Source organism: Nocardioides sp. Z50_6, assembly GCF_058215755.1.
Window position 1 is genome coordinate 78401 of record NZ_JBZAJB010000010.1, and the last position, 22893, is coordinate 101293.

General features: G+C 72.8%; 30 protein-coding genes. 2 read left to right on the forward strand and 28 right to left on the reverse strand.

Annotated elements, in window-relative coordinates; all coding sequences use genetic code 11:
• Positions 1-3: 3 nt before the first annotated feature.
• From fliN to AC4BGE_RS17965, 23 genes are all read right to left on the reverse strand, one after another.
• A complete protein-coding gene (gene fliN, locus AC4BGE_RS17855; protein ID WP_490576150.1) occupies positions 4-834 on the reverse strand; it encodes a flagellar motor switch protein FliN in 831 nt (276 codons plus the stop codon).
• Positions 831-1790 carry a flagellar motor switch protein FliM gene (locus tag AC4BGE_RS17860; protein ID WP_490570262.1) on the reverse strand — a complete coding sequence of 320 codons (960 nt, stop codon included), beginning with the start codon at positions 1788-1790 and terminating at the stop codon, positions 831-833. Before AC4BGE_RS17860 ends, fliN begins: the two co-directional genes overlap by 4 nt.
• Positions 1791-1878: 88 nt before the next feature.
• Complete coding sequence (locus tag AC4BGE_RS17865; protein WP_490570261.1) at positions 1879-2325, reverse strand: flagellar basal body-associated FliL family protein; 447 nt, start codon at positions 2323-2325, stop codon at positions 1879-1881.
• Positions 2322-3203, reverse strand: coding sequence for an OmpA/MotB family protein (locus AC4BGE_RS17870; protein WP_490576151.1), 882 nt, complete (start codon positions 3201-3203; stop codon positions 2322-2324). The genes AC4BGE_RS17865 and AC4BGE_RS17870 overlap by 4 nt, the downstream gene beginning before the upstream one ends.
• Positions 3203-3976 (reverse strand): motility protein A, encoded by a 774-nt coding sequence (locus tag AC4BGE_RS17875; protein ID WP_490570259.1) that lies wholly within the window; start codon positions 3974-3976, stop codon positions 3203-3205. Before AC4BGE_RS17875 ends, AC4BGE_RS17870 begins: the two co-directional genes overlap by 1 nt.
• A gap of 1 nt (position 3977) precedes the next feature.
• Positions 3978-4277, reverse strand: a complete 300-nt coding sequence (locus AC4BGE_RS17880) for a flagellar FlbD family protein (protein ID WP_490570647.1) — start codon at positions 4275-4277, stop codon at positions 3978-3980.
• A gap of 139 nt (positions 4278-4416) precedes the next feature.
• Complete coding sequence (locus tag AC4BGE_RS17885) at positions 4417-5271, reverse strand: flagellar hook protein FlgE (RefSeq protein WP_490570258.1); 855 nt, start codon at positions 5269-5271, stop codon at positions 4417-4419.
• Positions 5272-5303: 32 nt separating this feature from the next.
• Positions 5304-5783 (reverse strand): flagellar hook assembly protein FlgD, encoded by a 480-nt coding sequence (locus AC4BGE_RS17890; RefSeq protein WP_490570257.1) that lies wholly within the window; start codon positions 5781-5783, stop codon positions 5304-5306.
• A gap of 10 nt (positions 5784-5793) precedes the next feature.
• A complete protein-coding gene (locus AC4BGE_RS17895) occupies positions 5794-7044 on the reverse strand; it encodes a flagellar hook-length control protein FliK (protein WP_490576152.1) in 1251 nt (416 codons plus the stop codon).
• Entirely contained in the window at positions 7041-8087 is a 1047-nt protein-coding gene (locus AC4BGE_RS17900; protein ID WP_490576153.1) for a transglycosylase SLT domain-containing protein, read from the reverse strand. The genes AC4BGE_RS17895 and AC4BGE_RS17900 overlap by 4 nt, the downstream gene beginning before the upstream one ends.
• Positions 8084-8536, reverse strand: coding sequence for a flagellar FliJ family protein (locus AC4BGE_RS17905; protein ID WP_490576154.1), 453 nt, complete (start codon positions 8534-8536; stop codon positions 8084-8086). The genes AC4BGE_RS17900 and AC4BGE_RS17905 overlap by 4 nt, the downstream gene beginning before the upstream one ends.
• Positions 8533-9843, reverse strand: coding sequence for a FliI/YscN family ATPase (locus AC4BGE_RS17910; RefSeq protein ID WP_490570253.1), 1311 nt, complete (start codon positions 9841-9843; stop codon positions 8533-8535). The genes AC4BGE_RS17905 and AC4BGE_RS17910 overlap by 4 nt, the downstream gene beginning before the upstream one ends.
• The gene (locus AC4BGE_RS17915) at positions 9840-10529 is read right to left on the reverse strand and encodes a FliH/SctL family protein (protein ID WP_490576155.1); all 690 of its coding nucleotides are present in this window, start codon (positions 10527-10529) and stop codon (positions 9840-9842) included. Before AC4BGE_RS17915 ends, AC4BGE_RS17910 begins: the two co-directional genes overlap by 4 nt.
• Positions 10513-11526, reverse strand: a complete 1014-nt coding sequence (fliG, locus tag AC4BGE_RS17920) for a flagellar motor switch protein FliG (RefSeq protein WP_490570251.1) — start codon at positions 11524-11526, stop codon at positions 10513-10515. Before fliG ends, AC4BGE_RS17915 begins: the two co-directional genes overlap by 17 nt.
• Positions 11526-13097, reverse strand: a complete 1572-nt coding sequence (gene fliF / locus AC4BGE_RS17925) for a flagellar basal-body MS-ring/collar protein FliF (RefSeq protein ID WP_490576156.1) — start codon at positions 13095-13097, stop codon at positions 11526-11528. The genes fliG and fliF overlap by 1 nt, the downstream gene beginning before the upstream one ends.
• A gap of 11 nt (positions 13098-13108) precedes the next feature.
• Entirely contained in the window at positions 13109-13453 is a 345-nt protein-coding gene (gene fliE / locus AC4BGE_RS17930; protein WP_490570249.1) for a flagellar hook-basal body complex protein FliE, read from the reverse strand.
• Entirely contained in the window at positions 13453-13845 is a 393-nt protein-coding gene (locus AC4BGE_RS17935; RefSeq protein WP_490570248.1) for a flagellar basal body rod protein FlgC, read from the reverse strand. Before AC4BGE_RS17935 ends, fliE begins: the two co-directional genes overlap by 1 nt.
• Positions 13845-14213, reverse strand: a complete 369-nt coding sequence (gene flgB / locus AC4BGE_RS17940) for a flagellar basal body rod protein FlgB (protein WP_490570247.1) — start codon at positions 14211-14213, stop codon at positions 13845-13847. The genes AC4BGE_RS17935 and flgB overlap by 1 nt, the downstream gene beginning before the upstream one ends.
• Positions 14214-14405: 192 nt before the next feature.
• The gene (locus AC4BGE_RS17945; RefSeq protein ID WP_490570246.1) at positions 14406-14891 is read right to left on the reverse strand and encodes a hypothetical protein; all 486 of its coding nucleotides are present in this window, start codon (positions 14889-14891) and stop codon (positions 14406-14408) included.
• Positions 14888-15259, reverse strand: a complete 372-nt coding sequence (locus AC4BGE_RS17950) for a response regulator (protein ID WP_490576157.1) — start codon at positions 15257-15259, stop codon at positions 14888-14890. The genes AC4BGE_RS17945 and AC4BGE_RS17950 overlap by 4 nt, the downstream gene beginning before the upstream one ends.
• On the reverse strand, positions 15256-15753 hold the full coding sequence (locus tag AC4BGE_RS17955) for a chemotaxis protein CheX (protein WP_490570244.1): 498 nt from the start codon (positions 15751-15753) through the stop codon (positions 15256-15258). The genes AC4BGE_RS17950 and AC4BGE_RS17955 overlap by 4 nt, the downstream gene beginning before the upstream one ends.
• Before the next feature lie 8 nt (positions 15754-15761).
• Positions 15762-16145, reverse strand: coding sequence for a response regulator (locus AC4BGE_RS17960; RefSeq protein ID WP_490570243.1), 384 nt, complete (start codon positions 16143-16145; stop codon positions 15762-15764).
• Between the two features lies 1 nt (position 16146).
• Entirely contained in the window at positions 16147-17022 is an 876-nt protein-coding gene (locus tag AC4BGE_RS17965) for a CheR family methyltransferase (protein ID WP_490576158.1), read from the reverse strand.
• 91 nt (positions 17023-17113) lie between these two features.
• Between AC4BGE_RS17965 and AC4BGE_RS17970 the strand changes: the two genes are divergently transcribed.
• Complete coding sequence (locus AC4BGE_RS17970; RefSeq protein WP_490576159.1) at positions 17114-18157, forward strand: protein-glutamate methylesterase/protein-glutamine glutaminase; 1044 nt, start codon at positions 17114-17116, stop codon at positions 18155-18157.
• 35 nt (positions 18158-18192) lie between these two features.
• Here AC4BGE_RS17970 and AC4BGE_RS17975 read toward each other — a convergent pair whose 3' ends face one another.
• The 5 genes from AC4BGE_RS17975 to AC4BGE_RS17995 form a co-directional block, all read right to left on the reverse strand.
• Positions 18193-18549 (reverse strand): hypothetical protein, encoded by a 357-nt coding sequence (locus tag AC4BGE_RS17975; protein ID WP_490576160.1) that lies wholly within the window; start codon positions 18547-18549, stop codon positions 18193-18195.
• Entirely contained in the window at positions 18549-18941 is a 393-nt protein-coding gene (gene fliS, locus AC4BGE_RS17980) for a flagellar export chaperone FliS (RefSeq protein ID WP_490576161.1), read from the reverse strand. The genes AC4BGE_RS17975 and fliS overlap by 1 nt, the downstream gene beginning before the upstream one ends.
• Positions 18941-20263 (reverse strand): flagellar filament capping protein FliD, encoded by a 1323-nt coding sequence (fliD, locus tag AC4BGE_RS17985; protein ID WP_490576162.1) that lies wholly within the window; start codon positions 20261-20263, stop codon positions 18941-18943. Before fliD ends, fliS begins: the two co-directional genes overlap by 1 nt.
• A 92-nt stretch (positions 20264-20355) precedes the next feature.
• Positions 20356-21141 (reverse strand): flagellin N-terminal helical domain-containing protein, encoded by a 786-nt coding sequence (locus tag AC4BGE_RS17990; protein WP_490570237.1) that lies wholly within the window; start codon positions 21139-21141, stop codon positions 20356-20358.
• 140 nt (positions 21142-21281) lie between these two features.
• Positions 21282-22124, reverse strand: coding sequence for a sigma-70 family RNA polymerase sigma factor (locus AC4BGE_RS17995; protein WP_490570236.1), 843 nt, complete (start codon positions 22122-22124; stop codon positions 21282-21284).
• Positions 22125-22413: 289 nt separating this feature from the next.
• Here AC4BGE_RS17995 and AC4BGE_RS18000 point away from each other — a divergent pair, with 289 nt between their 5' ends.
• On the forward strand, positions 22414-22890 hold the full coding sequence (locus AC4BGE_RS18000) for a flagellar protein FlgN (RefSeq protein ID WP_490570235.1): 477 nt from the start codon (positions 22414-22416) through the stop codon (positions 22888-22890).
• Positions 22891-22893: the final 3 nt, after the last annotated feature.

Here is a 22893-nt window from a genome sequence, read left to right on the forward strand (position 1 = left end):
GGGTCAGGCGCTCGCTTCGTCCACGATCTCGGTGATCCGCAGACCGAAGTCCTCGTCGACCACGACCACCTCGCCCCGGGCGATGAGCCGGCCGTTGACCAGCAGGTCGGCGGGCCCGTCGGCGGCGCGGTCGAGCTCGAGCACGGTGCCGGGCGAGAGGGCCAGCAGGTCGCGGACCGCCATCCGGGTGCGGCCCAGCTCGACGGTGACCTCCATGTCGACCCCGGCCAGCATCTCGATGCCCCGCCGGGAGGCGACGTGCTCGCTCCGGGGGACGCCGGTGTCGGGCGCGCCGTAGGACAGCGGGCCCGCCGGGGCGGGCGGGGCGATGGGCTGGCCGGCCGGCTCGTGGGTGGGGGTGAACACGGGGGAGGCCGGGGCCACGGCCACCGAGGGGGTCAGCGCGGTGTCGACCAGGAGGACGGCGGCCTCGATGCCCTGGCCGACCAGCGGCACGGCGGTGAAGGGGGCGCCCAGGTCGCTGACCACCATCGACAGGTCGACCGGGGTGGCGGCGCGGGCGGTGCAGCCCAGCGCGGCGGCGACCGCGTCGATCGCCGGCTGGGTGGCCGCGGCCAGGTCGAGACCGCCCAGCGGGCTCTCCATCAGGGCCCGGACGAACTCCTCGCCCACCAGGACGGCGACCCGGTGGGTCCGGCCGTCGGGGCCTTCCAGGACGGCGATCGAGGCCCCGGAGAAGGCGGCGGTGACGTGCTCGTTGCCGGGCTGCGCGCCGACGGCGCTGAGCGGGGTGACCGCGGGGAGGACGCCGGCGGCCGCCGTGGCCGCGGTGACGGCCAGGCTCGTGTCCGGGGCGGACGTCTGGGGGGTCATGAGTTCTCCTTCGGGGTGCCCACGATGAGGGCGGCGAGCCGCGGGCCCTTGGCCCCGGCGGTGGCGTGGGCGAACGGCGTGTCGTCGACGCAGACGTCCAGCGGGGCGGAGGCGGGGTGGGCCAGTCGGACGACGTCGCCGGGCTTGAGGGCGGCGAGCGCCGTCGGGTGCAGGGTCGTGGGCCGCAGCCGGACGGTGGCCTCGACCGGCACGTCGGCGAAGCGCCGCTGCAGCAGCGCGGCCGCCTCCCCGCGCTTGTGCAGCTCGCGCTCGGAGACCGGCGCCGGGGCGGCCGCCTTGGTCAGGTGCGGGAGCAGGCCGTTGAACGGCAGGCAGAGCGTCATCCGGTGCCCGATGTCGGTGATCCTCAGCTCGAACTCGACCACCACCATGATGTCGGCGGCGCCCGCGATCTGCGCGAACTGGGGGCTGTACTCGATGCCGGCCGGCACCAGCTCGAAGTCGGCGATCGCGGCCAGGCCGTAGCGCATCTCGCTGAGCAGGCGGTCGATCAGCCCGCGGACCACGCCGGACTCGATCTCGGTGAGGGGGCGCACCGGCTGGGTCTTGCCGCCCGGGCCGCCGAGCATGTGGTCGATGGCGGCCATGGTGCCGGGCAGCGGGAGCTCGAGCATGGCCAGGCCGTGCATCGGCTCGGCGGTCAGCTTGATCATGTAGGTCGGCGCCGAGAGCGAGTCGATGTACTCGTCGTAGCTGAGCTGCTGGATCGAGAGGAGCTGGACCGCGCAGACGGTGCGCAGCCAGGAGGTGAAGACCGTGGTCGCCTGGCGCGCGAAGCTGTCGAAGCCCAGCTGCAGGATGCGGGAGTGCTCGCGGCTCAGCTGGATCGGGCGACGGAAGTCGTAGACCACCGGTTCCGTGCCCCGGCTGCGGCGGCGCGAACGGGCGCCCGACGTCCCGTTCGGGGACGCGGCCTGGGCTGGGGGAGGGGTCACGTACGTCGTATCGGCCCGGCCGCGACCCTCCTGAGGATTTTGGACTAGACCATCCCGACGACCCCGCCCCGGTCTCGGGGCGGGCGGGTCACTGGGTGACGAACTCGGTGTAGTACACCTCCAGCACCTCGCCGTGGTAGGCGTGGTCGAGCTTCTCCATCAGCTCCTCGCGGAGCTTCTCGCGCTGCTCGCCGGTCACCAGCTCCGACATCTCCCGGCCGCTGAAGACGGTGATCGAGGCGTCCAGGGCCTTGCTGCCGTCGAGCTTGTGGGCGCCCTCGACCAGCTCCAGGGCCAGACCCAGGCGCAGGTAGTGGCCGGCCGCCAGGTTGACCTGCATCGAGTCCAGCGCCATCACCTCGCCCGGCTTCGGCTCGCTGGGTCCCGACGGCTTGAGGAAGAAGAACCAGCCGCCGGCCAGGGCCAGCACCAGCACGAGGACCACGAGGAGCTTCTTCTTGCCGCCCTTCTTCTTGACCTCGGGCTCCTCCAGCGTGGTGCCGCCGGGGGCGGGGGGCATCGCGGTGACGGTCATGTCCGGTCTCCTTCTTCGTCGTTGGCGGCCTGCTCCAGCAGCTCCCGGGTCGCGGCCGGCAGCGAGGAGAGCACCACGATGTCGACCCTCTTGTTGATCTGCTGCGACCCCGGCTCGGCCGGGTCCATCAGTGGCTTCTCGTGGCCGAAGGCCGACGCGGTGAGTCGCCCCTCGGAGATCCCGCGCCCCTCGCTGAGGTGGCGCAGCACCGTGATCGACCGGGCGGCCGAGAGGTCCCAGTCGCTGGCGTAGTACTTCGGCTTCACCGGCACCTGGTTGGTGTGGCCGTCGATCTGGAGGGGGTCCGGGATGTTGGCGAGCACCGGGGCCAGGGTGTCGACCACCGTGCGCCCACGGGAGGTCAGGTCGGCCATGTCGGCCTGGAAGACGACGTGGCGCGAGACCAGGCTGACCACCAGGCCGCGGTTGTCGATCGTGGTGACCACGTCGTCGCCCAGGCCCTTCGCGGCCAGGGCCTTCTTGACCCGACGCATGATCTTGGCCAGCCGGTCGGCCTCCGCCTCGGCCTCGGCGTACGAGCGCTGGGTGCGCAGCCGCTCGTGCTGCGCCACCGCCTCGGTCACCATCTCCTGCTCCTCGGGGCTGAGCTGCGCGTACTGCTTGGGGCTCATTGTCTTGACCGCGGCGCTGCCGGGGTTGTCGAGCAGCGACTCGGCCCCGTCCATCACCACCGCGGACTGTCCGAACCCGGCGGCCAGTCCCTCCTTGAGCGCGCTGAACTTCTTCTCGTCGACCTGGCTCATCGCGAACATCACGATGAAGAGCACCATCAGCAGCGTGACCATGTCGGCGTAGGTGACCAGCCAGCGCTCGTGGTTCTCGTGCTCCTCCTCGATGTGACGCTTCCCGCCGGCCATCAGGCGGCCTTGGCCAGGGCGGCGAGCTCCGCGGCGGGGAGCAGCGAGTGGAGCTTCTGGGCGATGACCCGGGGGTTGGCCCCGGCCTGGATGGCGGCGATCCCCTCGATCGCCACCTCCATCCGCGTGCACTCCAGGTCGCTGAGACGCTTGAGGCGGGCGCAGATGGGCAGCCAGATGGCGTTGGCCGAGCAGACGCCCCACAGGGTCGCGAGGAAGGCGGCGGCGATGAGGTGGCCGAGCTCCTCGGGCTGGGCGAGGTTCTCCAGCACGTGGACCAGGCCCATCACTGTGCCGACGATGCCGATGGTGGGGGCGTAGGCGCCCGCATCGCCGAAGAACTTGGCCGCGTGCTTGTCCTGGACCTTCTTGGCGTAGACCTCGGCCTCCAGGATCTCGCGGACCTCGTGCGGGTCGGTGCCGTCGATGGCCAGGGTGACGCCCTTGACCAGGAACGGGTCGTCGATGCCGCGCAGCTGGTCCTCCAGCGCCAGCAGGCCGTCGCGGCGGGCGCGCTCGGCGAGCTGGACGACGACCGGCACCAGGTCGGCCGACGAGGCGGCCTTGCCGGTGAAGGCGCGCTTGAGGGAGGTCACTGCCGCCTTGCCGTCGGCCACGGTGCCGCCGGCGAAGCAGATCGCCAGGGTGGCCCCGAAGACCAGCAGCATCGGAGGGAGCAGCAGCATCGACATCGGGTTGCCGCCCTCCATCATGTTGGACACGATGATGATGACGAAGGCGAGCAGGATGCCGATCAGGGTTGCCGGATCCATGTCAGTGCTCCCGCATCTCGCCGCGGGCGGAGGCCTCGAAGCCCGGGAGCACCGAGACCGGGGCCAGGCGCGCCGTGGAGGGCGTCGGGAAGAGCTCCTCGAGGTCGGGCGGCACCATGGCCGAGAGCGCGACGATCTCGGAGCGGAAGCAACGGATCGCGGCGACGACCTGGGTCATGGAGTCGGCCACGACGTACTTCGTCCCGTCGGTCAGCGTGATGACGGTGTCCGGGGTGGCGTCGATGCGCTCGATCAGGTCGGAGTTCAGCACGAACTGCGTCCCTGAGAGTCGGGTAAGCATGATCACGATCAGCACCATCCTTGTGCGTCCAGCCGAGGGCCGTCCGTGGCCCTCGATGTTCAGTTCGGCCGGTTGGTGTCCGACCTGAGGCCTTCTGGCCGGTCCGTCCCGATCGGGGACGGACCGGCCGAGGCGGGGGTCAGCGCTTGATGTTGACCAGCTCCTCCAGGACCTGGTCGGAGGTGGTGATCACCCGCGAGCTGGCCTGGAAACCGCGCTGGGCCAGGATCAGGTTGGTGAACTCGGCGGCCAGGTCGACGTTGGACATCTCCAGCGAGCCCGCCTTGACCGTGCCGCGGCCCCCCGCGCCGGCCACGCCGAGCTCGGCCTCGCCGGAGCTCGCCGAGGCGCGCCAGCTGCTCTCCCCGACCTTCTCCAGGCCCTGGGGGTTGGTGAAGTCGGCGATGGCCAGCTGGGCCAGCCCACGCTGGATCCCGTCGGAGAAGAGGCCGGTGACCTTGCCGTCGCTGCCGATCGAGTACGACGTCAGCTCCACTCCGGCGGGGACGGCCGGGAGGACCCCGGCGGTGTTGCGGGTGACGTCGACGAGGTCGCCGGTGGCGACGCCGTCGGCGTCGAGCGCGTAGCCCTGGACCCGGTTGCCGGTCGGGGTGACCAGAGCGCCGGTGTTGTCGAAGGAGAACGCGCCGGCGCGGGTGTAGAGCTGCTCGTTGCCCTTGCGGACCACGAACATGCCGTCGCCCGAGAGCATCAGGTCGGTGCCGCGACCGGTGGTCTGCTCCGAGCCCTGGGTGAGGTTGGTGACGGTGCCGGCGAGCTGCACGCCGAGACCGACCTGGACGGGGTTGGTGCCGCCGTTGTTGGCGTTGGCGGCGCCGGCGCCGGTCATCATCTGGCTCAGGGTGTCCTGGAAGACGGTGGTGCTGGACTTGAAGCCGGTGGTGTTGGCGTTGGCGATGTTGTTGCCGGTCACGTCGAGCATGGTCTGGTTGACGCGCAGGCCGGAGATGCCGGTGAAGAGCGAACGAAGCATGGTGATTACCTCACGGAGTAGGAAGGGACGGTTCAGGGAGTGGTGGAGCCGGGGACGGCGGGAGCCGCTCCCGTGTCGGTGCCCGTCGCGGGGCTGGCCGGGGCGTTCACGGAGGCGACCATCGCCAGCGGCACCTCGGTGCCGTCGACGTCGAGGACGGGGCCCTGGGCGCCGAAGGTGACGCCACCGACCAGTCCGCTGCCGACGCTGCCGTCGGGGTTGGTCCAGGAGACCTCACGACCAACGAGACCGCTGGCACCGAAGGCCATCTGGGCCGAGAGCAGCAGCGCGGTCTGGTCGGCCACGGCCTGCATCTTCTCCAGGGCCGTGAACTGCGCCGACTGGGCCAGGAACTGACCCGAGTCGGCCGGGTTGAGCGGGTCCTGGTAGCGCATCTGCGCCACCATCAGCTGCAGGAACATGTCCTTGTCGTTCTTCGTCGACGGGGTCGACGTGCTCGTGGCCGGACCGAACATGCCGGGTGCCACGGCCTCCGTTGCCTGGACAGACACGGGTACCTCCTCAGACGGTCACGTCGAGTCCCGTGGCACGGGAACGGCTGACCGGTTCGTGCGGAGCGGGGGTGACCCCGGTTCCGCGGATGGTGCCGTCCGTGGCGTTTCTTCCCTCACGCGTCCCTGCGTGGTGGTCTGTGGGTCCCCGGCCGTCGCCGGGGGTGTCGGCGTCGGCCGCCGGGCCGCTGCCGTCGCGGGCGCCGTCGCGCTGGCCGTCGCGGCCGGTCGCGGTGGCGAGTGCCTGGTCGGGTGCGCCCGGCTCGCGGACCAGCACCCGGCTCTCCGAGGCGCCGGCCAGCTCCAGCAGCCGCGCCAGCTCGGGGGCGCCCTCGAGGAGGGCGCCGCGGGCCTGGTCGCCGGCCGCGAAGCTGACCGTCACCTCGCCGTTGCGCACCACCAGGGTGACCCGGACCTCGCCCAGGGCCTCGGGGTTGAGGGTCAGCGTGATCCGGTGGGTGCCGTTGCCCCGGCTGACCAGGCTGGTCACCTCGGGGAAGACCTGGCCCCGCACGTGCGCGGCCGGCTCGGCCGCCCCGCCCGGGGTGGGCGCGGACGCCGCGGTCATGCCGGCCGGGACCGCGGTGGCGCCGGCTGCGCCGACCTCGCCGGAGGTGCCCGTCGTACCCGCCGCGCCCGCCGTACCCGTCTGCGGCGCCGCTGCTGCCGCGCTGACGTCATCGCGAGCGGTCGCCGGAGCGACCGACACCGATGACGTCTCCAGAGGGCCGGCCACCGCGCTGGGCTCGCCCGGCGTGACGTCATCGCCGGCGGTCGCCGGGGCGACCGCTTCTGATGACGTCCCGAGGGGGGTGGGCAGCGGGGTGGCTGAGGGGGTGGGCAGCGGGGTGGCGTCGGGGACGGCCGGGGTGGCGACCGCGGGGGTGCCCCCGCTGGCCACCAGGGCGGCGTCGAGCCCGAAGGGGCCGAGCAGCGCCACCTCCGCGGGGAGGTAGAGCGGCGGGACGGCGGTGGCGTCCGGAGCGGCCTGCGGGTCGGTCCCTTGCGTCTCCTCCCCGTCCTGCGCCGGTACGTCGTGCTGCGGCGCCGCCGTCGCGGCGGGGTCGGCAGCGGGGTCCGCGGCCGGGTCGGCTGCGGGGTCGGCTGTGGGGTCGGCTCCGGGGGCGGCGGCCGGGAGTGCGGCCATCAGCAGCCCGAGGAAGCCGGAGACCGTCTCGGGCGGGACCGGCGCTCCCGTCGGCGTGCTGGGCGCGGGGGTCGCCAGGGTCGCCAGGTTCGGCAGCGACGCGAGGGGCGTCATCGGGCACCTCCGAGTGCGCCCATCACGGAGCGCACGTAGTTCTGGGTCTCGGCGTAGGGCGGGATGCCGTCGTAGCGCATCACCGCACCGGGTCCAGCGTTGTAGGCGGCCAGCGCCAGGTCGGTGCGGCCGAACCGGTCGAGCAGGTCGCGCAGCAGACGCGCGGCCCCGTCGACGGCCTGGGCGGGGTCGAAGGAGTCACTGACCCCGAGCCCCTGGGCGGTGGCCGGCATCAGCTGCATCAGGCCCTGGGCCCCGGCGGGGCTCACCGCCTGCGGGTCGAAGCCGGACTCCTGACCGGCGACCGCGCTGAGCAGGGCGGGGGAGACCCCGTACCGGCTGCCGGCGCTGATGAAGAGGTCGGCGTACGGCGTGGCGCCGGCCGCGGGGACGCCCCCGACGCCCCCGACACCCGGGAGTGCCGGGACGCCGGCGGTGCCGCCGGCCGCGCCGTCGGGCAGGATCCGCCGGATCACGTCGGGGGTGCTCGGCACGTCGATGATGCGGATGTCCAGGCCCGTCCGGGGCGCCTCGATCATCTTGCCGCCGCCGATGTAGATCGCGATGTGGTCGACGCCGTCGTTGCGGCTGGAGTTGTCCCAGGCGATCAGGTCGCCCGGCTGGGCCTGGCTCATGCTCTCCACCGGACGGCCCGAGGCGGCCTGCTGGAAGGAGACCCGGGGCAGGTCGTAGCCGAGGTTCTTGTAGACCACCTGCACCAGCCCGGAGCAGTCCATCCCCTTGTTCGGGTCGGTGCCGCCCCAGACGTAGGGCAGCCCGAGGTACTTGCGCGCCTCGGCGACCACGTCGTCGCCGGAGACCGAGCCGGGCGTCGCGCTGCCGGTGACGGGAGCCGCCCCGGTCAGGGGCGTGGCGCCGCCGAGGCCCGAGGGCGAGTAGGTGGACCCGCCGGTGGCGGCGGTGCCGCCCAGGGCCTGGCCCAGGACGGAGGAGAAGTCGGCACCCGAGCTGCGGGGCGGGGCGAGCAGGGCCAGCTGGGACTGGATCTGGGCGATCCGGCCGGTGACCTCGGCGACGCTCATCGCGTGCCCCCCTGCCGGCGGACCCACAGTTGGGCGGCGATGTCGTCGAGCTCGTGGGCCTCGCGGCGGGCCCGTTCGGCGCGCCGGGCCGCGGCCCGCCGCTCCAGCAGGCTCTCCACCGCGGAGAGCCGGGTCTTGTCCTGGCTCCAGTGGGCGTGGGCCGACTCGGCGATCCGCTCGGCGGAGGCCGTCTCCTGGGCGGTGCGCTCGACCGCCTGGCCGAGGTGGAGCAGCGAGTCGCGCAGGGCCAGGTAGCCCCCGGTGGTCCCCTCGCCCCAGGCGGGGGTGGTGGCGATCCGGTCCTCGAGCTCGGCGACCCGGGCCCGGAGCCGGTCGCGCTCGGCGCCGGCCTCCTGCAGGCCCAGGCGGCTGTCGCGCTCCCGCACGGCGCGGACCCGCTCGACGGCGCGCATGCCACGGTCGGCGGCGGCGCCCTGACGCGCGCTCACGGTGCCACCAGCTCGTGGAGCCGGGTCCAGGTGGCGAAGGTGGGCGTGGTCTCGTCCATCGACTGGCGCAGGAAGTCGTCGATCTGCGGCATCCGCGCCAGGGCGGCGTCGGCGTCGGCGTCGGCCCCGCGCACGTAGGCGCCGATCTCGACCAGCTCGCGGACGTCGCGGTGGGCGGCCAGCATCCGGCGCAGCCGGGTGGCGTCGGCGCGCTGCTCGGGGGTGGTCACCGCGCCGGTGACCCGGGAGATCGACTCCAGCACGTCGATGCTAGGGAAGTGCCCGGAGGTCGCCAGGCGGCGGGAGAGCACGACGTGGCCGTCGAGGATCGAGCGAGCGGTGTCGCCGACCGGGTCCTGCATGTCGTCGCCCTCGACGAGCACGGTGTAGAGCCCGGTGATGCTGCCGGCCGCGGAGGTGCCGGCCCGCTCCAGGAGCCGCGGCAGCAGGGCGAAGACGCTCGGCGGGTAGCCGCGGGTGGCGGGGGGCTCGCCGGCGCTCAGCCCGATCTCGCGCTGGGCCATCGCGACCCGGGTGAGGCTGTCCATCATCAGCACCACGTCGCGGCCCTCGTCGCGGAAGGACTCCGCGATCCGGGTCGCCACGAAGGCCGACCGCAGGCGCTCCACCGGCGGGGCGTCGGAGGTGGCGACCACGACCACCGAGCGGGCCAGGCCCTCGGGGCCCAGGTCGTTCTCGATGAACTCGCGGACCTCGCGGCCGCGCTCGCCGACCAGGGCCAGCACGCAGACCTCGGCGTCGGTGCCGCGGGCGATCATCGAGAGCAGGCTCGACTTGCCGACCCCGGAGCCGGCCATGATGCCGATCCGCTGGCCGCGGCCGCACGGGGTCAGCGAGTCCAGCGCGCGGACGCCCAGGCCCAGCTGCTGGGTGATCCGGGGGCGGGAGAGTGCGGGGGGCGTGGGGTGGTCCACGCTGACCAGGGGCAGGTGGTCCAGCGGCGGACCGTCGTCGATCGGCCGGCCGAGGCCGTCGAGCACCCGGCCGCGCAGCTCCTCCCCGACGCGGATCCGCAGCGGGCCGCCGGTGTGCTGCACCAGCGCGCCGGCGCGCAGGCCGGTGGTCTGGCCCAGCGGCAGGCAGACCAGGCCGGTGGCGCCGGAGGCGGCCACCTCGGCCAGCACGGGGACCCCGGTGGTCGACTCGATCTCGACCAGGTCGCCGACCGCGGCGGCCACGCCGGCGACCAGCAGGTGCAGGCCGAGGATCTCCGTGACCCGCCCCAGGCGGGGGGCGGCGACCGCGGCGAGGGCGGCCGCGTGCCGGGTGGTGGTCAGCGCGCTCATCGCAGCGCCTCCCGGACCCTGGCCATCGCCGAGTCGAGCCGCAGGTCCAGGGCGTGGTCCTCGATCTCGACGACCGCGTCGAGGGGGCCCAGGGTGGGGTCCGCGACCACGGCCACGCCCCGCTGGGCGAGGTCGTCGACGGCCGGGTGGTCGAGGTGGCCGGGGGCCAGGTGGACCCGGGCGACCGTGCCGCCGGGGGCCAGCGCCAGCACCCGGCGTACGACGTCGGCGCCGTCGGCGGCGGCGACCTCACGGGCCAGCAGCTCCTCGGTCAGGGTCCACGCGAGCTCGGTGCCCTGGACCTCGAGGCGCTCCACGGTCTCCTCGACCCGGGAGGCGAGCCGCTCGGCGGCGGCGGTGAGCGCGGCCAGCGCGGCGGCGTGCTCCTCGGCCCGCTCACGCTCGGCGACGGCCCACCGCTCGGCCTGGTCGTGCGCGGCGACGGTGGCCTCCTCGGCCGCCTCGCGGCGACCCTGGGCCCAGCCCACGCTGTAGCCCTGGGCGCGGGCGGCGGCCCGGGCCTGCTCGGCCACGGCGGAGAGGGTGTGCTCGGCGACGGCGTCGCCCAGCAGGCCGTCGGGGCCCAGCCGGGTCCACTCGCCGCGGCGCAGCTCGGGGGGACGGACGCGGGTCACCTGCGGCACGGTCGCGCCCACGGCGAGCGCCGCCTCACTCGACGAACTCATCGTCGCTCCCTCGCCGGACCATGATCTGGCCGGACTCCTCGAGCTTGCGGATGGTGCGGATGATGCCCTGGCGGGCCTCCTCCACCTGGGTCAGGCGGACGGGCCCGAGGAGCTCGACCTCCTCCAGCAGGTTCTCGGCGGCACGCTCGGAGAGGTTGCCGGTGATCTTGCTGCGCACCGGGCCGTCCTCGATGCCCTTGAGCGCCAGGGCCAGGTCGGAGCCCTCGACCTCGCGCAGCACCTGCTGCACCGAGCGGTCGTCGAGCATGACGATGTCCTCGAACATGAACATCCGGCTCTTGACCTCGTCGGCCAGCGAGGTGTCCAGGGCCTCCAGGCCCTCGACGATCTGGCGCTCGGTGGAGCGGTCGGAGCGGTTGATGATGTTGACCAGCGGATCCAGGCCACCGACCCGCGACATCTCGGCCGGCTGAAGCATGGAGGAGAGCTTGCGCTCCAGGGTGGTCTCCACGACGTGGACGATCTCGGGCGAGGTGCGGTCCATCACCGCGATCCGGTGGGCGATCTGCGCCTGCTGCTCGGGCGGCAGGCCGGAGAGCACCAGGGACGCCTTGTCGGCGGTCATGTGGGCCAGCACCAGGGCGATCACCTGCGGGTGCTCGTCGGCGATGAACGAGCGCAGCTGGGCGGGGTCGGCGCGGTGCAGGAACTGGAACGGCATCTGCACCGCGGCGGCCTGGAGCCGCTCGACGACCTCGGCGGCGCGCTCCGCCCCCAGGGAGCCCTCGAGCAGCTCACGGGCGTAGTCGAGGCCGCCCTTGGCGATGTGGGCGCGCGCGGTGAGCAGGTCGCGGAACTCGCCCATCACCTGGTCGGACTCGTCCCCGCTGACGTAGGCGAGCCGGGCGATCTCGCCGGAGATCGCCTCGACCTCCTCGGGGGAGAGGTGGCTGAGCACCTCGCTGGCCCGCTCCTTGCCCAGCTGGATGAGGAGGACTGCGGTCTTGCGCAGCCCCTTGGTGGCGACGGCGGTCATCAGGGACGCTCCACCAGCCAGCCGCGGAGCAGCTGGGCGACGTCCTCGGGCTGCCGCTCGACGAGCGCGGCGAGCTCGTCGCGCAGCTCCTCGGCGTCGGTGCGCTCAGCGGCCTCCAGCGCCATCAGGGCGGCGCCGGCCTCCACCGGGGGCGTGGTGGTGCGGGTGGCCTGGTCGGCGCGGAGCTGCTCCACGACGTAGGTGGTGGCCTTGGCCCGGGCCTTGGCCCGCTGACGACCCTTGAGCCAGGCCAGCAGCAGCATCAGCGCGATGAGGGCGCCGAGGCCGAAGTTGCGCAGCATCTGGTTGCGGGCGGCCTTGGCGTCCGCGGCGGCGGCGGCCTTCAGCTCGGCCTCGACCGCCTCCTGGGCGCTGCGGTCGAAGGGCAGCGAGGTGACCTCGATGGTGTCGCCGCGCTCCAGGTTCTCCCCGATTGCCGCGGCGATGAGGTTGCGCATGTCGGCGGCGCCGACCTTGACCGGGGCGTTGGCGTCCATCGCCACGCCGATGTGCAGGGACTCCACGCCGCCGGGGGCGGCCTCGCGGGTCTCGACGACCTTGTTGACCGCGTTGTCCTCGGTGGTGGTCTCCTTGTTGTAGGAGCCGTCGCCCTCGCCGCCGGGGTTCTCCATCTGGCCTTCCGGGCCCACGACGCCGCCGGCCGTGCCCGGGTCCGCGCCACCGCTGTAGGTCTCGCGCTGGAGGGAGCGGGAGAGGGGCTTGGCGGCGGGGTCGGACTCGTAGGTCGTGGTGGTGCTGACCGCCTTGTCGAAGTCGAGGTTGGCGGTCACCGCGACGGTGGAGTTGCGCGGGCCGACGACCGTGTCGAGCGTCTGCTGGATCTTGGCGGCCAGGTCGTCCTGGTACTCCTCGACGGCCTGGGCGCGGGTGCCCGCACCGGTGCCGCTGGTGGCGTCGTCGGCCGACAGCAGCCGCCCCGTGGAGTCGGTGACGGTCACCTTCTCCGGGGCCAGCCCGTCGATGCTGGAGGCGACCAGGTGGACCACGGCCTGCACCTGCTCGGGGGCGAAGGTGTCGCCCCGGTCGGTGGCGACCAGGACCGAGGCGGTGGCGGGGTCCTGCTCCTTGGCGAAGACCTGCTTGGCCGGCAGCGCCAGGTGGACCACCGCGGTGTGCACGCCGTCGATCGCCTCGATGGTGCTGGCCAGCTCGCCCTCCATCGCCCGCTTGAAGGAGGTCTGCTCCTGGAACTGCGAGGTCGAGAGGCTCTGCTCGTCGAGCAGCGAGTAGCCGTCGCCGCTGCTGGTCGGCAGGCCCTCGCCGCTGAGCGCGATCCGGGTCTCGTGGACCTGCTCCTTGGGCACCATCACCGTGGAGCCGTTGTTGCTGATCTCGTAGGGGATGCCGGTGGCCTCGAGCTCGTCGATCACCGCGGCGGCGTCCTCGGCGGCCATGTTGGAGAAGAGCGGGCTGTAGCTGGGCGTGGCCGCCCACCGGAAGACCATGAAGCCCGCCATGAGCAGCGCGAGCGTCCCGACCACGGCGACGGCCTTCTGGCCCGCGGTGAACGAGGTGAACGTGGTCCGGAAGCGCGCCAGGCTGCGCGTCATCGTGTCCTTCATCAGACCTGCATCCGCATGATCTCGTTGAACGCCTCGAGCGCCTTGTTGCGCACCGCGACGGTCAGCTGGGTGGTGACCGCGGCCTCGGTGGCCGCGATCGTGTAGTCGTGCATGGCGGCCAGGTCACCGGTGGCGGCCTGGACGGCGAGCTTGTCGGCGCGGTCCTGGACACCCTCGAGCCGGTCGAGCCCGTCGAGGACCAGCTCGCCGAAGTCGGCCCCGGCGCCCTGCGGCCCCTGGGGGCCCTGCGCGCCGGCCGCGCCGGCGCCGCCGGCGGCGCCGACACCGAGGTTCTGGGGGACGAACGGCGTGAAGCCGACGCTCTCGATGCCTGAGATGCTCATCAGCCACGTCCGATCTGGAGGGCGGCGTTGTAGGTGTCCTGGGCGTTCTTGGTGACCTGGACCGAGGCCTGGAAACCACGCTGGGCCATCACGAGCTGGGTCATCTGGCTGGCCATGTCCATGTCGGGCATGCGCACGTAGCCGTTCTCGTCGGCCAGGGGGTGCTCGGGGCTGTGGACCATCAGGCCCTCGGCCGCACCGAGCTCGAGGCCGCCGACCTCGACACCGCCGTCGGGCCTGGCGCGCGCCACCACCATCCGGGCCTGGAAGGCATCCTCGTCGGTGCTGGCCGCGGTGTTGGCGTTGGCGATGTTGTGGGAGACCGAGTCGAGCCAGGTCTGGTGCATGCCCAGGCTGGAGCCGGCGATCCGGAGCAGGTCGAAGGCGCCCATCACTGCCCCATCGCCGCGGTGCGGACCAGGGAGAGACGGTCGTTGACCGCGCGGGTGAGCAGCTGGTACTGGAACTGCGACTGCATCGCGGCCAGCGACTCCTTGCGCAGGTCGACGTTGTTGCCGTTGACCCCGACCGGGGTGTCGGTCGGGGTGGCGGACACCGAGACCTGGGCGTCGCCCCGGGCCAGGCCGCCGTCGGCGATCGCGGCGCGCAGCGAGGCCTCGAACTCCACCGAGGTGGCGCGGAAGCCGGGGGTGTCGACGTTGGCGATGTTGTCGGCGATCACGCGCTGGCGCAGCGCGACCCCGTCCAGGGCAGCGCCGAGCGCGGACGACACAGCGTCGGTGACGGCGAAGGACGACAAGGCAGAGGCCTCTCTCGAGGGTTTGCCGGTCCTTCGGCGGGGGTGAGCGTTCCGTGCTCGAGGGTCAGTTCGGCCGGCGGCGGGGGGAGTTGAGGAGAAACGGCCCCGGCGGTCCACATCGGGACCTTCGGACCACCCGGACCACCCGCAGTGACCATGCGGGTCTGGTCATCTCCGCCGGTCGGGTCGCGCTCAGCGCGCGACCAGGACCACCGAGAGCGCTCCGCGTCCGTAGCCGGCCACGTCGACCGCGACGTCGGTGCGCTGGCCCAGCGTCAGGGACCTGGCCAGCACGTCCTGCGGGACGTCGCCGCCCGCCGCGTGCACGGCGTGCAGGCGGAGGTGGTCGGAGTCGCCGGCGTGGAAGAGGTTGACGGCGACGTTGAGGACCTCGCGCAGGTTCTCCTCCAGCAGCGGGGGGAGCACGCTCCACTTGATCGCGTTCTCCGCGACGGTGCGCGGCACCAGTCCGATGGCCGCCCCGGCATAGGCCGAGAGCCGTACGTCGAGGACCAGGAGCGAGGAGACCCGCAGGTAGTCGTCGACGTAGACCGCGAACGTGGCCGGCGTGGCGGGCCCGGGCGCCAGCGGGGCCGCCATCGAGATCTCGACCTGTCGGCCGAGGAGGTCGGCGAGCAGGTCGCGGATCTCCTTGGGGGCGGGCAGGTGGACGGTCATGGGGCGGTGGGCAGGACCGCGGAGATCTGGTGGGCGAAGACCTCGGCGGTGAAGGGCTTGGCGATGAGGAACTGCGCGCCCGCCGCGACGGCGCGGGCCCGCATGTCCTCGGTGCCTTCGGAGGTGACGAAGCCGAACGGCACCCGCGAGCCGGAGGCGCGGATGACCGCCAACGCGTCGATGCCGTTCATCTCGGGCATGTTCCAGTCCGAGAGGACGAGGTCGGGGCTGTGGGTGCGCACCAGCTCGACGGCCTGGCGGCCGTTCTCGGCCTCCACCACGTCGTGGCCGGCGAAGCCGGCCTGGCGCAGCGTCCGGATGACGATCTGGCGCATCACCCGGCTGTCGTCGGCGATGAGGATCTTCACCGGGCTCCCGCCCCCACGTGCTTGGTCGGGCGGCCGGCGTGCACGGTGATGGCCAGCGGCTCCTGGGCCCAGGTGCAGCCGAGCCGGACGACCTCCATGTGACCGGTCCCGCGGGCCAGCCGCCCCGCGGCGACCAGCGGCAGGGAGAGCCGGCACGGGCCGCGGACCAGGCTCTTGACGTTGCCGCCGATCATGTTGACCATCTCGCCGATCGCGTCGACCAGGTCGCCGTCGACCAGGTCCTCGGAGGTCGCGAGGCCGAGCATGCTGCGGGTCAGCTGCTGGGCGCCGGAGGTCGTCATCTCGAGGGCGACGACGCCGTTCCACTCGCCGCGCACGCTGACGCTGGCCGACCACTCGGGGGTGAAGTCGAGGCCGGTGCCGACGTACAGCGGGCCGTGCTCGTCAAGGAACGAGGCCCAGACCTCCTCGGTCAGCTTGCGGACGTCGGACGACCTGGGGCTGGCGGCCACCAGGGCCTGGTCACCGTTCATGGCCAGGATCATGTGAGGGCTCCGTCCTGGATGAGCCCGAGCAGCTCCAGCTTGTCGCGGATGGCGTCCGCAGTGAAGGGTTTGATGACGTACTCGTGGGCCCCGGCGGCCAGGGCCTTGACGATCTGGGCGTGCTCGCTCTCGGTGGTGACCATCATCAGCGTGATGTCGCGCCACTCCCGCACCTTGCGGACCTCGGAGACGAAGTCGTAGCCGTCCATCACCGGCATGTTCCAGTCGATCAGGCACAGGTCGGGGTGGAGGCCGACCTGGAGCAGGTCGAGGGCCTCGCGCCCGTTGGCGGCCTCGGTGGCGCCGAAGCCCAGCCCGTCCAGGATCCGGCGCAGGATCAGGCGCATCGCGCGGGAGTCGTCGATGATCAGAGCGTGCATGTCAGGATCCCGTCGCGGTGAGTCTCGAGCCGGCTGCCGCGGTGGCAGACGGGGCGGGCGGGGGAGCGAACTCCCCCGGAGCGGGCCGGTGCAGCTGCAGCCGCCCGCAGGTGTCGCGGACCCAGTCGTCGCCGAGGTCCATCGCGGTCTCCGAGGAGCCCAGCACCAGGTAGCCGCCGGGGGCGATCGTGGAACGCACCCGGCGCAGCACCTCGCGGCGCACGTCGAGGTCGAAGTAGATGAGGACGTTGCGCAGCAGCACCACGTCGAAGAGCGGCATCGGGGGCAGGTCCTGGACCAGGTTGACCACCGAGGGGCGGACCATCGCGCGCAGCTCGGGGACCACCTCCCACTCCGAGCCGGAACGGGCGAAGTACTTGACCAGCGAGGTGGCCGGCAGGCCGCGGTTCATCTCCACCTGGCCGTAGCGGGCGTCGGCCACCCGCTCCACCATGGTGGGGGACACGTCGGTGGCCCAGATCTCGGCCGTCCAGTCGCGGGGCAGGTGGTCCTTCAGCGTCATCGCGACGCTGTAGGGCTCCTGGCCGCTGGAGCAGGCCGCCGACCAGATCCTCAGGTGCCGGCCGGTCCGCTGCTGGACCAGCGCCGGGATGATGCCGGTGGCGAGGGCGCGGAAGGGGGTGTTGTCGCGGAACCAGGAGGTCTCGTTGATGGTGAGCGCGTCGACCACCCGGCCCTGCTCGACGACGTCGTGGCGCAGCCGGGCGACGTAGGCCTCCAGGCTGCAGCCGGCCCGGGCCGCGAGTGGCGCGAGCCGGGACTCCACCAGGTAGGCCTTCTCCGGGGGATACAGCATCGCCGTCTCACGACGCGCCAGGTCGGAGACGTAGGCGAAGGCCAGCGACGAGAGACTCACGTCCTCCCCATCGGTCGCGGGCCACCCGTCCTGAGGGAAAACGGGATCCGGTGCGCCTCACGTCGCGCTGATGCCTGCCGATAGGAGCCTCGTGATCAATGTTCTGGTCGTCGACGACTCGGCCGCTGTCCGCCGCATCGTGACCGCCGCCCTAGAGACCGATCCCGGGTTCGCGGTGGTGGGTCAGGCCGTCGACGGGCAGCACGCCCTGGAGCTGGCAGACGAGCTCTCGCCGGACGCCGTGGTGCTCGACATCGAGATGCCGGTGCTCGACGGGCTGGCCGCCCTGCGCCGGCTCCGTGCGGCCCACCCCCGGATGCCGGTGATCATGTTCAGCACGCTCACCGAGCGGGGCGCCATGAAGACCCTGGAGGCACTCTCGCTGGGGGCCTCGGACTACGTCACCAAGCCGACCGGCAGCGACAGCCTGGCCGCCAGCGTCCGGGAGATCGCCGACCAGCTGGTCCCCAAGATCACCGCCCTGGTCGGGAGGGCACAGGCGACGGCCGTCGCCGAGCGGCCGCTCGCGCCGCAGCAGGTGCTGGCGACGGGGCCGATCACCCGGCCCGAGGTGCTGATGATCGGCAGCTCGACCGGGGGCCCCGACGCGCTCGCCGGCGTGCTGCGCGACCTGCCGTTCAACCTGCGCGTGCCGGTGGTGGTGGTCCAGCACATGCCGCCGGTCTTCACCGCCATGTTCGCCTCCCGGCTGGACAGGGTGAGTGCCCTGAGCGTCACCGAGGCCGTCGACGGCGAGCCGCTGCTGGCCGGCCACGTCTACGTGGCGCCCGGTGACCGCCACCTCTCGCTGCACCGCAGCGGTGAGCAGGTGCTGACCCGGATCGACGCCGGGCCGCCCGAGAACTTCTGCCGGCCGTCGGTCGACGTGCTCTTCCGCTCCGGTGCCCACGTGTTCGGCGAAGGTGCCCTCGGCGTGGTGCTCACCGGCATGGGGCACGACGGGACCGCCGGGTGCCGCGCGATCCAGGCCAACGGCGGCACCGTGCTGGTCCAGGACCAGGAGTCCTCGGTGGTCTGGGGGATGCCGGGTGCGGTGGTCTCGGCCGGCCTCGCGCACGAGCTGCTGGCTCTGGACAAGATCGCGGCCCGGGTCCTGGACGTGGTCCGGGGCTAGAGGGGCTCGCCCGGGGCGGAGCGCCGCGGTCCCGCTCAGGCGGTGATGTCGAGGTAGGACGGCCCCGCCGGGCCTGACGCCGTGGCGTCGCTGACCCGGTCGGTGAACTCGCGCTGGCGGGTCAGGTCGGCCAGCGACCTGCTCAGCTGCGCGCGGAGCTCACCCTGGCGGGCGAGGAGCTCCTCGGCCCGGGCCTCGAGGTGGTCGGGGACCGGGCCCAGCGAGGGCGCGTGCCAGGTCGGACGGGCGTGCCAGGACAGGAGCGCCTGAGTCGGGTCGGTGAGCAGCTGCTCGGTCCGACGGACGTCGTCCTCGAGGCGCTCGAGCTCGGCGACCCAGGCCGCCGAGATGACGCTGTTGGCCTGGTCGTGCGCCCGGTCGTGGGTGCTCATCAGCTGGCGGCCGCCTGCTGCAGGGCCGCCTCGCGCCAGGTGTCGCTGAGCTGCTCGGCCAACGTCAGCACGTGGCGGGTCGCGGCGACGTCGCGGCGGGTGTTGGCCCGCACCAGCTGGCCGAACATCCAGTCGTAGAGCGAGGCCAGGCGGGGTGCGCCCTCCCAGGCGTCGGTGCGCAGGGTGGAGCGCAGGTGCACCACGATGTCCTGGGCGTGCAGGAGCAGGGCGTGGGCCGCGAGATGGTCGCCGGCGTCCTGGGCCTCGGTGGCGCGGCGCAGGTCGAGGGTCAGCCGCTCGCACAGCATGACCACCAGCCGCTCGGGGCTGGCGGTGCTCACCGAGGCGCCGAGGTAGGCGGCGCGTGCGTCGTTGGGGACCATGACGATCATCACTTCCAGGAGGGGAGGCCGCTGATCTGGCCGGCCAGCCAGGTGGACTGGCTGTTCATCTGGCTCAGGGCGGTCTCGAGGGCGGAGAACTGGCGGGTGAGGGTGGCGCGACGCAGCTCGAGGCGGGTGTCCCACTGGTCGACGGAGTCGTTGAGGCGCTTGATGCCGGCCTGGCGGCCGGTGACGGAGGTGGAGAGGGTTCCGTCGTAGGGATCGCTGGCCTGCTTGGCGACGTCCTGGACACGGGCGGCGAAGCCGCCGGCGGTGGAGCCGAGGGCGACGGCGACCTGCTCGGGGTCGGCCTCGTAGGCCTTGGCCAGGGCCTGCTCGTCGAGGACGAGCTTGCCGTAGCGGTCGGTCTGGATGCCGAGTGAGGCGAGCGAGGCGCCGCCGCCGGGGTAGACCGAGTCGAGCAGGGCCGCTCGGATCGAGCGGACGGTGTTGTCCCCGGCGAGCAGCCCCTTGGGCGCGCCGCTGCCGCCGGAGGCGGTCAGCGAGTCGATCTCCTTGAGCAGGGCGTTGAGGTCGTCGACCAGCGACTTCACCGACGCGGTGACGGCGGTGGCGTCGCGGGCGACGGTGAGCTCGGCGACGGTGCCGGCGGTGGCCGGGGGAGCGAGGGTCACCGAGACGCCGGGCATCAGGTCGGCGAAGGTGTTCGTCGCCGAGGTCGCGGTGATGCCGCCGAGCGAGACCGCCGCGTCCTGGCCCGCCCGTGCCGTGGCGCCGCCGAGCAGGTCCGAGCCGTCGAGGTTGGTCAGGGTGAAGTCGGCGGCCTGGCCGGTGCTCGTCGACTCGACGAGCATCCGGTAGGAGCCGTCGGCGACGCGGACCGCGGTGGCGCGGACGCCGGTCTCGTTGGCCGGGTCGTTGAGCGCGGAGACGAGCCCCTGGAGGGTGCCGTCGGTCTCCAGCGCGAGCGGAGCCGTTGCGTCGAGCCGGTCGAGCCGGACGGTCGTGGACCCCGAGGTCACCGTGTCGGTGAGCGCGGCCGGGCTCGTGAAGGCCAGCTGGTGGGTGAGCGCGAGCCGCTCGACGGTGACGGAGAACGACGAGGCGGCTGTGGCGGAGGAGGCGGTGGCACTCACACCGGGGGCGGAGGAGGTGGCGCTCAGCGTGGACCAGGCGCCTGCCTTGCCGGTGTCGGCGGCCTTGGTCGCCAGCGCCGCGAGCCTGGTGTTGAGGCCCTGGAGCGCCTTGAGGGCGTTCTCCTCGGTGCGGACCCGGGTCTGGACGCGGGTCTTGCCGACGGTCTCCAGCTGCATGAGCTGGTCGACGATGCTGGCACCGTCGAAGCCTGAAAGTCCGGAAACGCTGGCCACGGGGTCCTCCTCTCAACCGCTTCTCGAGCGGGGTGACGATGAGACGGCGGCCGGCCGGGGCACCGCAGTGCCCGACCGACCGCCGTCAGCCATCAGCGGAGCAGGGAGAGGACGCCCTGCGGCGCCTGGTTCGCCTGCGCCAGCATCGCGGTGCCGGCCTGGGAGAGGATCTGCGAACGGGTGAAGTTCATCATCTCCTGCGCCATGTCGGTGTCGCGGATCCGGCTCTCGGCGGCCGAGAGGTTCTCCACGGTCACGTTGACGTTGTTGATGGTGTGCTCGAACCGGTTCTGGATGGCACCGAGCTCGGCCCGCTGGGTGGAGATCGCGGTGATCGCCGTCTGCACCGTGTCGCTGTCGGTGATCAGCGCGCCGCTCACGTCGATCGCCGCCAGGGCGGTGGCGGTGACCTCGATCACGTCGGCCTTGGCGTAGCCGACCTGGAACGACGCCGTGGTGTCGGCGAAGAGCGAGATCCCGTTGAACTTGGTCTGGGTCCCGATCCGCGCGATCTCGGTCGACAGTTGGGTGAACTCCGCCGACAGGTTGGCCTGCGACTCGGTGCTCTGGGTGCCGCTGGCGTGCTGCACCGCGAGGTCGTTCATCCGCTGCAGCATCGAGTGCACCTCGGTGAGCGCACCTTCCGCGGTCTGGACGAGCGAGATGCCGTCCTGGGCGTTGCGGGCGCCCATCTTGAGGCCGCCGATCTGCGAGCGCAGCCCCTCGGAGATCGCCAGGCCGGCGGCGTCGTCGCCGGCCCGGTTGATCCGGAAGCCCGACGACAGCTTCTCCAGCGACTTGGCCATGTCCCCCGAGGTGGTGGACAGGTTGCGGTAGGCCGACATTGCGTCGATGTTCTGGTTGATGCGAAGACTCATGATGGTTTCCTTCCTGGAATGGAGTCACGTGCTGGAGTCCGTCCGTGGACTCCGTTGGCGTTCTCATCGGCCCCCGTCGGACCGGCCTGAGGAATTGGCGGAAGTTTTTCCGCGCGTTCCCGACCCGGGGGCGCCCAGGCTCAGGCGGTGGCGTCCAGGACCGGACGCGCGGCGGGGCGGCGCAGCGTGGCGGCGTGCCGGGCGGAGACGGCGGCGAAGTAGGACTCGCGACGGCGGGCCGCGCAGCCCTCGGGCTTGGCGGCCGGCTTGACCAGGCCCGGCTCGAGCTCACGGTGCAGCGCCTCGCGGAGCAGGCTGAGCGCCTCGGCCCGCAGCTGGGAGACGCGGGACTCGCTCACCCCGAGCTGCTCGGCGATCTCGGCCATCGGGCGCTCGTGGAGGAAGTAGTCGCTGACCACGACGCGCAGCCGCTCGGGGAGCTCGGCGACCGCCTCGATCATGTAGGTGAGGCGCTCCTTGTGCTCGAGCAGCTGCTCGGGGGTGGCGCCGTCGGCGGGCAGCATCTCGTCGAGGGCGTCCTCGGGGGCGCCCTGGAGGGAGAGCACCTGGGCCCGGGCGATGTCGTCGTCGTTGGCGACGACCTCGTCGAGGGTCATCCCCATGGCGCTGGCGACCTCGGCGCTACTCGGGACGCGGCCGAGGGTGGCCGCCATCCGGTGGCGGGTCTCCTCCAGGTCGCGGGCCCGGCGGCGGACGGAGCGGGAGGCCCAGTCGACGCTGCGCAGCTCGTCGAGGAGCGCGCCTCGGATCCGGGTGGCGGCATAGCGGGCGAAGGGCACGCCGCGCTCGGCGTCGAAGGCGTGGGCGGCCTGGACCAGGGCGGCCAGTCCGGCCGACGTCAGGTCGTCGCGGGAGACGTGGGACGGCACCCGGCCCGCCATCTCGCGGACGATGTGCCCGACCAGCGGCATCGTCGCCGTGATCAGCTCCTCGGTGGCCTGCCCGGCCTTCTTCTCGTTCACATGGACGAGAGTCGTCCAGGGAAGCGCACCGTGTACCCACTATTGGGGAGCAACCCTCCGGGTGTGCAGGAATCAGGACGAAGGTCCCGACCGGGCATGGCCCGCGCCGGCTACCCGGGTGTAGGCACAGCGGTGCAGAAGTCCCGGAGACCGGGTGGGAAAAACGCTCAGGTCCCCCTGGGCGCCGCCGATGGGAGTCCTCGAGGAACTGCCCGTCCTCTCTCGTCCCACGCACCGAACGACATCGAAGCCCCACACACCGAGGCCCACCACACCGAAGGGAACCGCCATGGAGAAGCTCTCGCTCATCCTGTGGCGCGAGCGCGAGCTGCTGGAGACCCTGCTGTTCAAGCTGGAGGTCGAGCAGCTGGTGATGGCGACCGGCCGCACCAAGTGGCTCCTGCGCGCGGCCAAGGAGGTCGAGGCCGTCCTGGAGACGATCCGGCAGACCGAGGTGCTGCGCGCGGTGGCCGCCGACGAGGCCGCCGCCCAGGCGGGTCTCGCCCCCAACCCGAGCCTGCGGGCCCTGGTGGAGTCCGTGGCGGAGCCGTGGGCGTCGATCCTCTCCGACCACCGCGACGCCTTCGAGGCGATCACCCGCGAGGTCACCGCGATGGCCGAGGCCAACCGCGACCTCGTCACCGCCGGCATCCGCTCGGCGCGGGAGACCCTGCTGACCCTGGGGGAGGGGACCGAGGGATACAGCGCCGACGGCACCGCCGTCGCCGCCGGCTCCCGCCGTCCGCTCGTCGACCGGAGCCTGTGAGCC

Coding starts and splice junctions, on each gene's coding strand:
- fliN (WP_490576150.1), bottom strand. CDS start 834: ATGACCCCCCAGACGTCCGCCCCGGACACGAGCCTGGCCGTCACCGCG.
- AC4BGE_RS17865 (WP_490570261.1), bottom strand. CDS start 2,325: ATGACCGTCACCGCGATGCCCCCCGCCCCCGGCGGCACCACGCTGGAG.
- AC4BGE_RS17870 (WP_490576151.1), bottom strand. CDS start 3,203: ATGGCCGGCGGGAAGCGTCACATCGAGGAGGAGCACGAGAACCACGAG.
- AC4BGE_RS17875 (WP_490570259.1), bottom strand. CDS start 3,976: ATGGATCCGGCAACCCTGATCGGCATCCTGCTCGCCTTCGTCATCATC.
- AC4BGE_RS17880 (WP_490570647.1), bottom strand. CDS start 4,277: ATGCTTACCCGACTCTCAGGGACGCAGTTCGTGCTGAACTCCGACCTG.
- AC4BGE_RS17885 (WP_490570258.1), bottom strand. CDS start 5,271: ATGCTTCGTTCGCTCTTCACCGGCATCTCCGGCCTGCGCGTCAACCAG.
- AC4BGE_RS17895 (WP_490576152.1), bottom strand. CDS start 7,044: ATGACGCCCCTCGCGTCGCTGCCGAACCTGGCGACCCTGGCGACCCCC.
- AC4BGE_RS17900 (WP_490576153.1), bottom strand. CDS start 8,087: ATGAGCGTCGCCGAGGTCACCGGCCGGATCGCCCAGATCCAGTCCCAG.
- AC4BGE_RS17910 (WP_490570253.1), bottom strand. CDS start 9,843: ATGAGCGCGCTGACCACCACCCGGCACGCGGCCGCCCTCGCCGCGGTC.
- AC4BGE_RS17915 (WP_490576155.1), bottom strand. CDS start 10,529: ATGAGTTCGTCGAGTGAGGCGGCGCTCGCCGTGGGCGCGACCGTGCCG.
- fliG (WP_490570251.1), bottom strand. CDS start 11,526: ATGACCGCCGTCGCCACCAAGGGGCTGCGCAAGACCGCAGTCCTCCTC.
- fliF (WP_490576156.1), bottom strand. CDS start 13,097: ATGACGCGCAGCCTGGCGCGCTTCCGGACCACGTTCACCTCGTTCACC.
- fliE (WP_490570249.1), bottom strand. CDS start 13,453: ATGAGCATCTCAGGCATCGAGAGCGTCGGCTTCACGCCGTTCGTCCCC.
- AC4BGE_RS17935 (WP_490570248.1), bottom strand. CDS start 13,845: ATGGGCGCCTTCGACCTGCTCCGGATCGCCGGCTCCAGCCTGGGCATG.
- AC4BGE_RS17945 (WP_490570246.1), bottom strand. CDS start 14,891: ATGACCGTCCACCTGCCCGCCCCCAAGGAGATCCGCGACCTGCTCGCC.
- AC4BGE_RS17955 (WP_490570244.1), bottom strand. CDS start 15,753: ATGAACGGTGACCAGGCCCTGGTGGCCGCCAGCCCCAGGTCGTCCGAC.
- AC4BGE_RS17960 (WP_490570243.1), bottom strand. CDS start 16,145: ATGCACGCTCTGATCATCGACGACTCCCGCGCGATGCGCCTGATCCTG.
- AC4BGE_RS17975 (WP_490576160.1), bottom strand. CDS start 18,549: ATGAGCACCCACGACCGGGCGCACGACCAGGCCAACAGCGTCATCTCG.
- fliS (WP_490576161.1), bottom strand. CDS start 18,941: ATGATCGTCATGGTCCCCAACGACGCACGCGCCGCCTACCTCGGCGCC.
- AC4BGE_RS17990 (WP_490570237.1), bottom strand. CDS start 21,141: ATGAGTCTTCGCATCAACCAGAACATCGACGCAATGTCGGCCTACCGC.
- AC4BGE_RS18000 (WP_490570235.1), top strand. CDS start 22,414: ATGGAGAAGCTCTCGCTCATCCTGTGGCGCGAGCGCGAGCTGCTGGAG.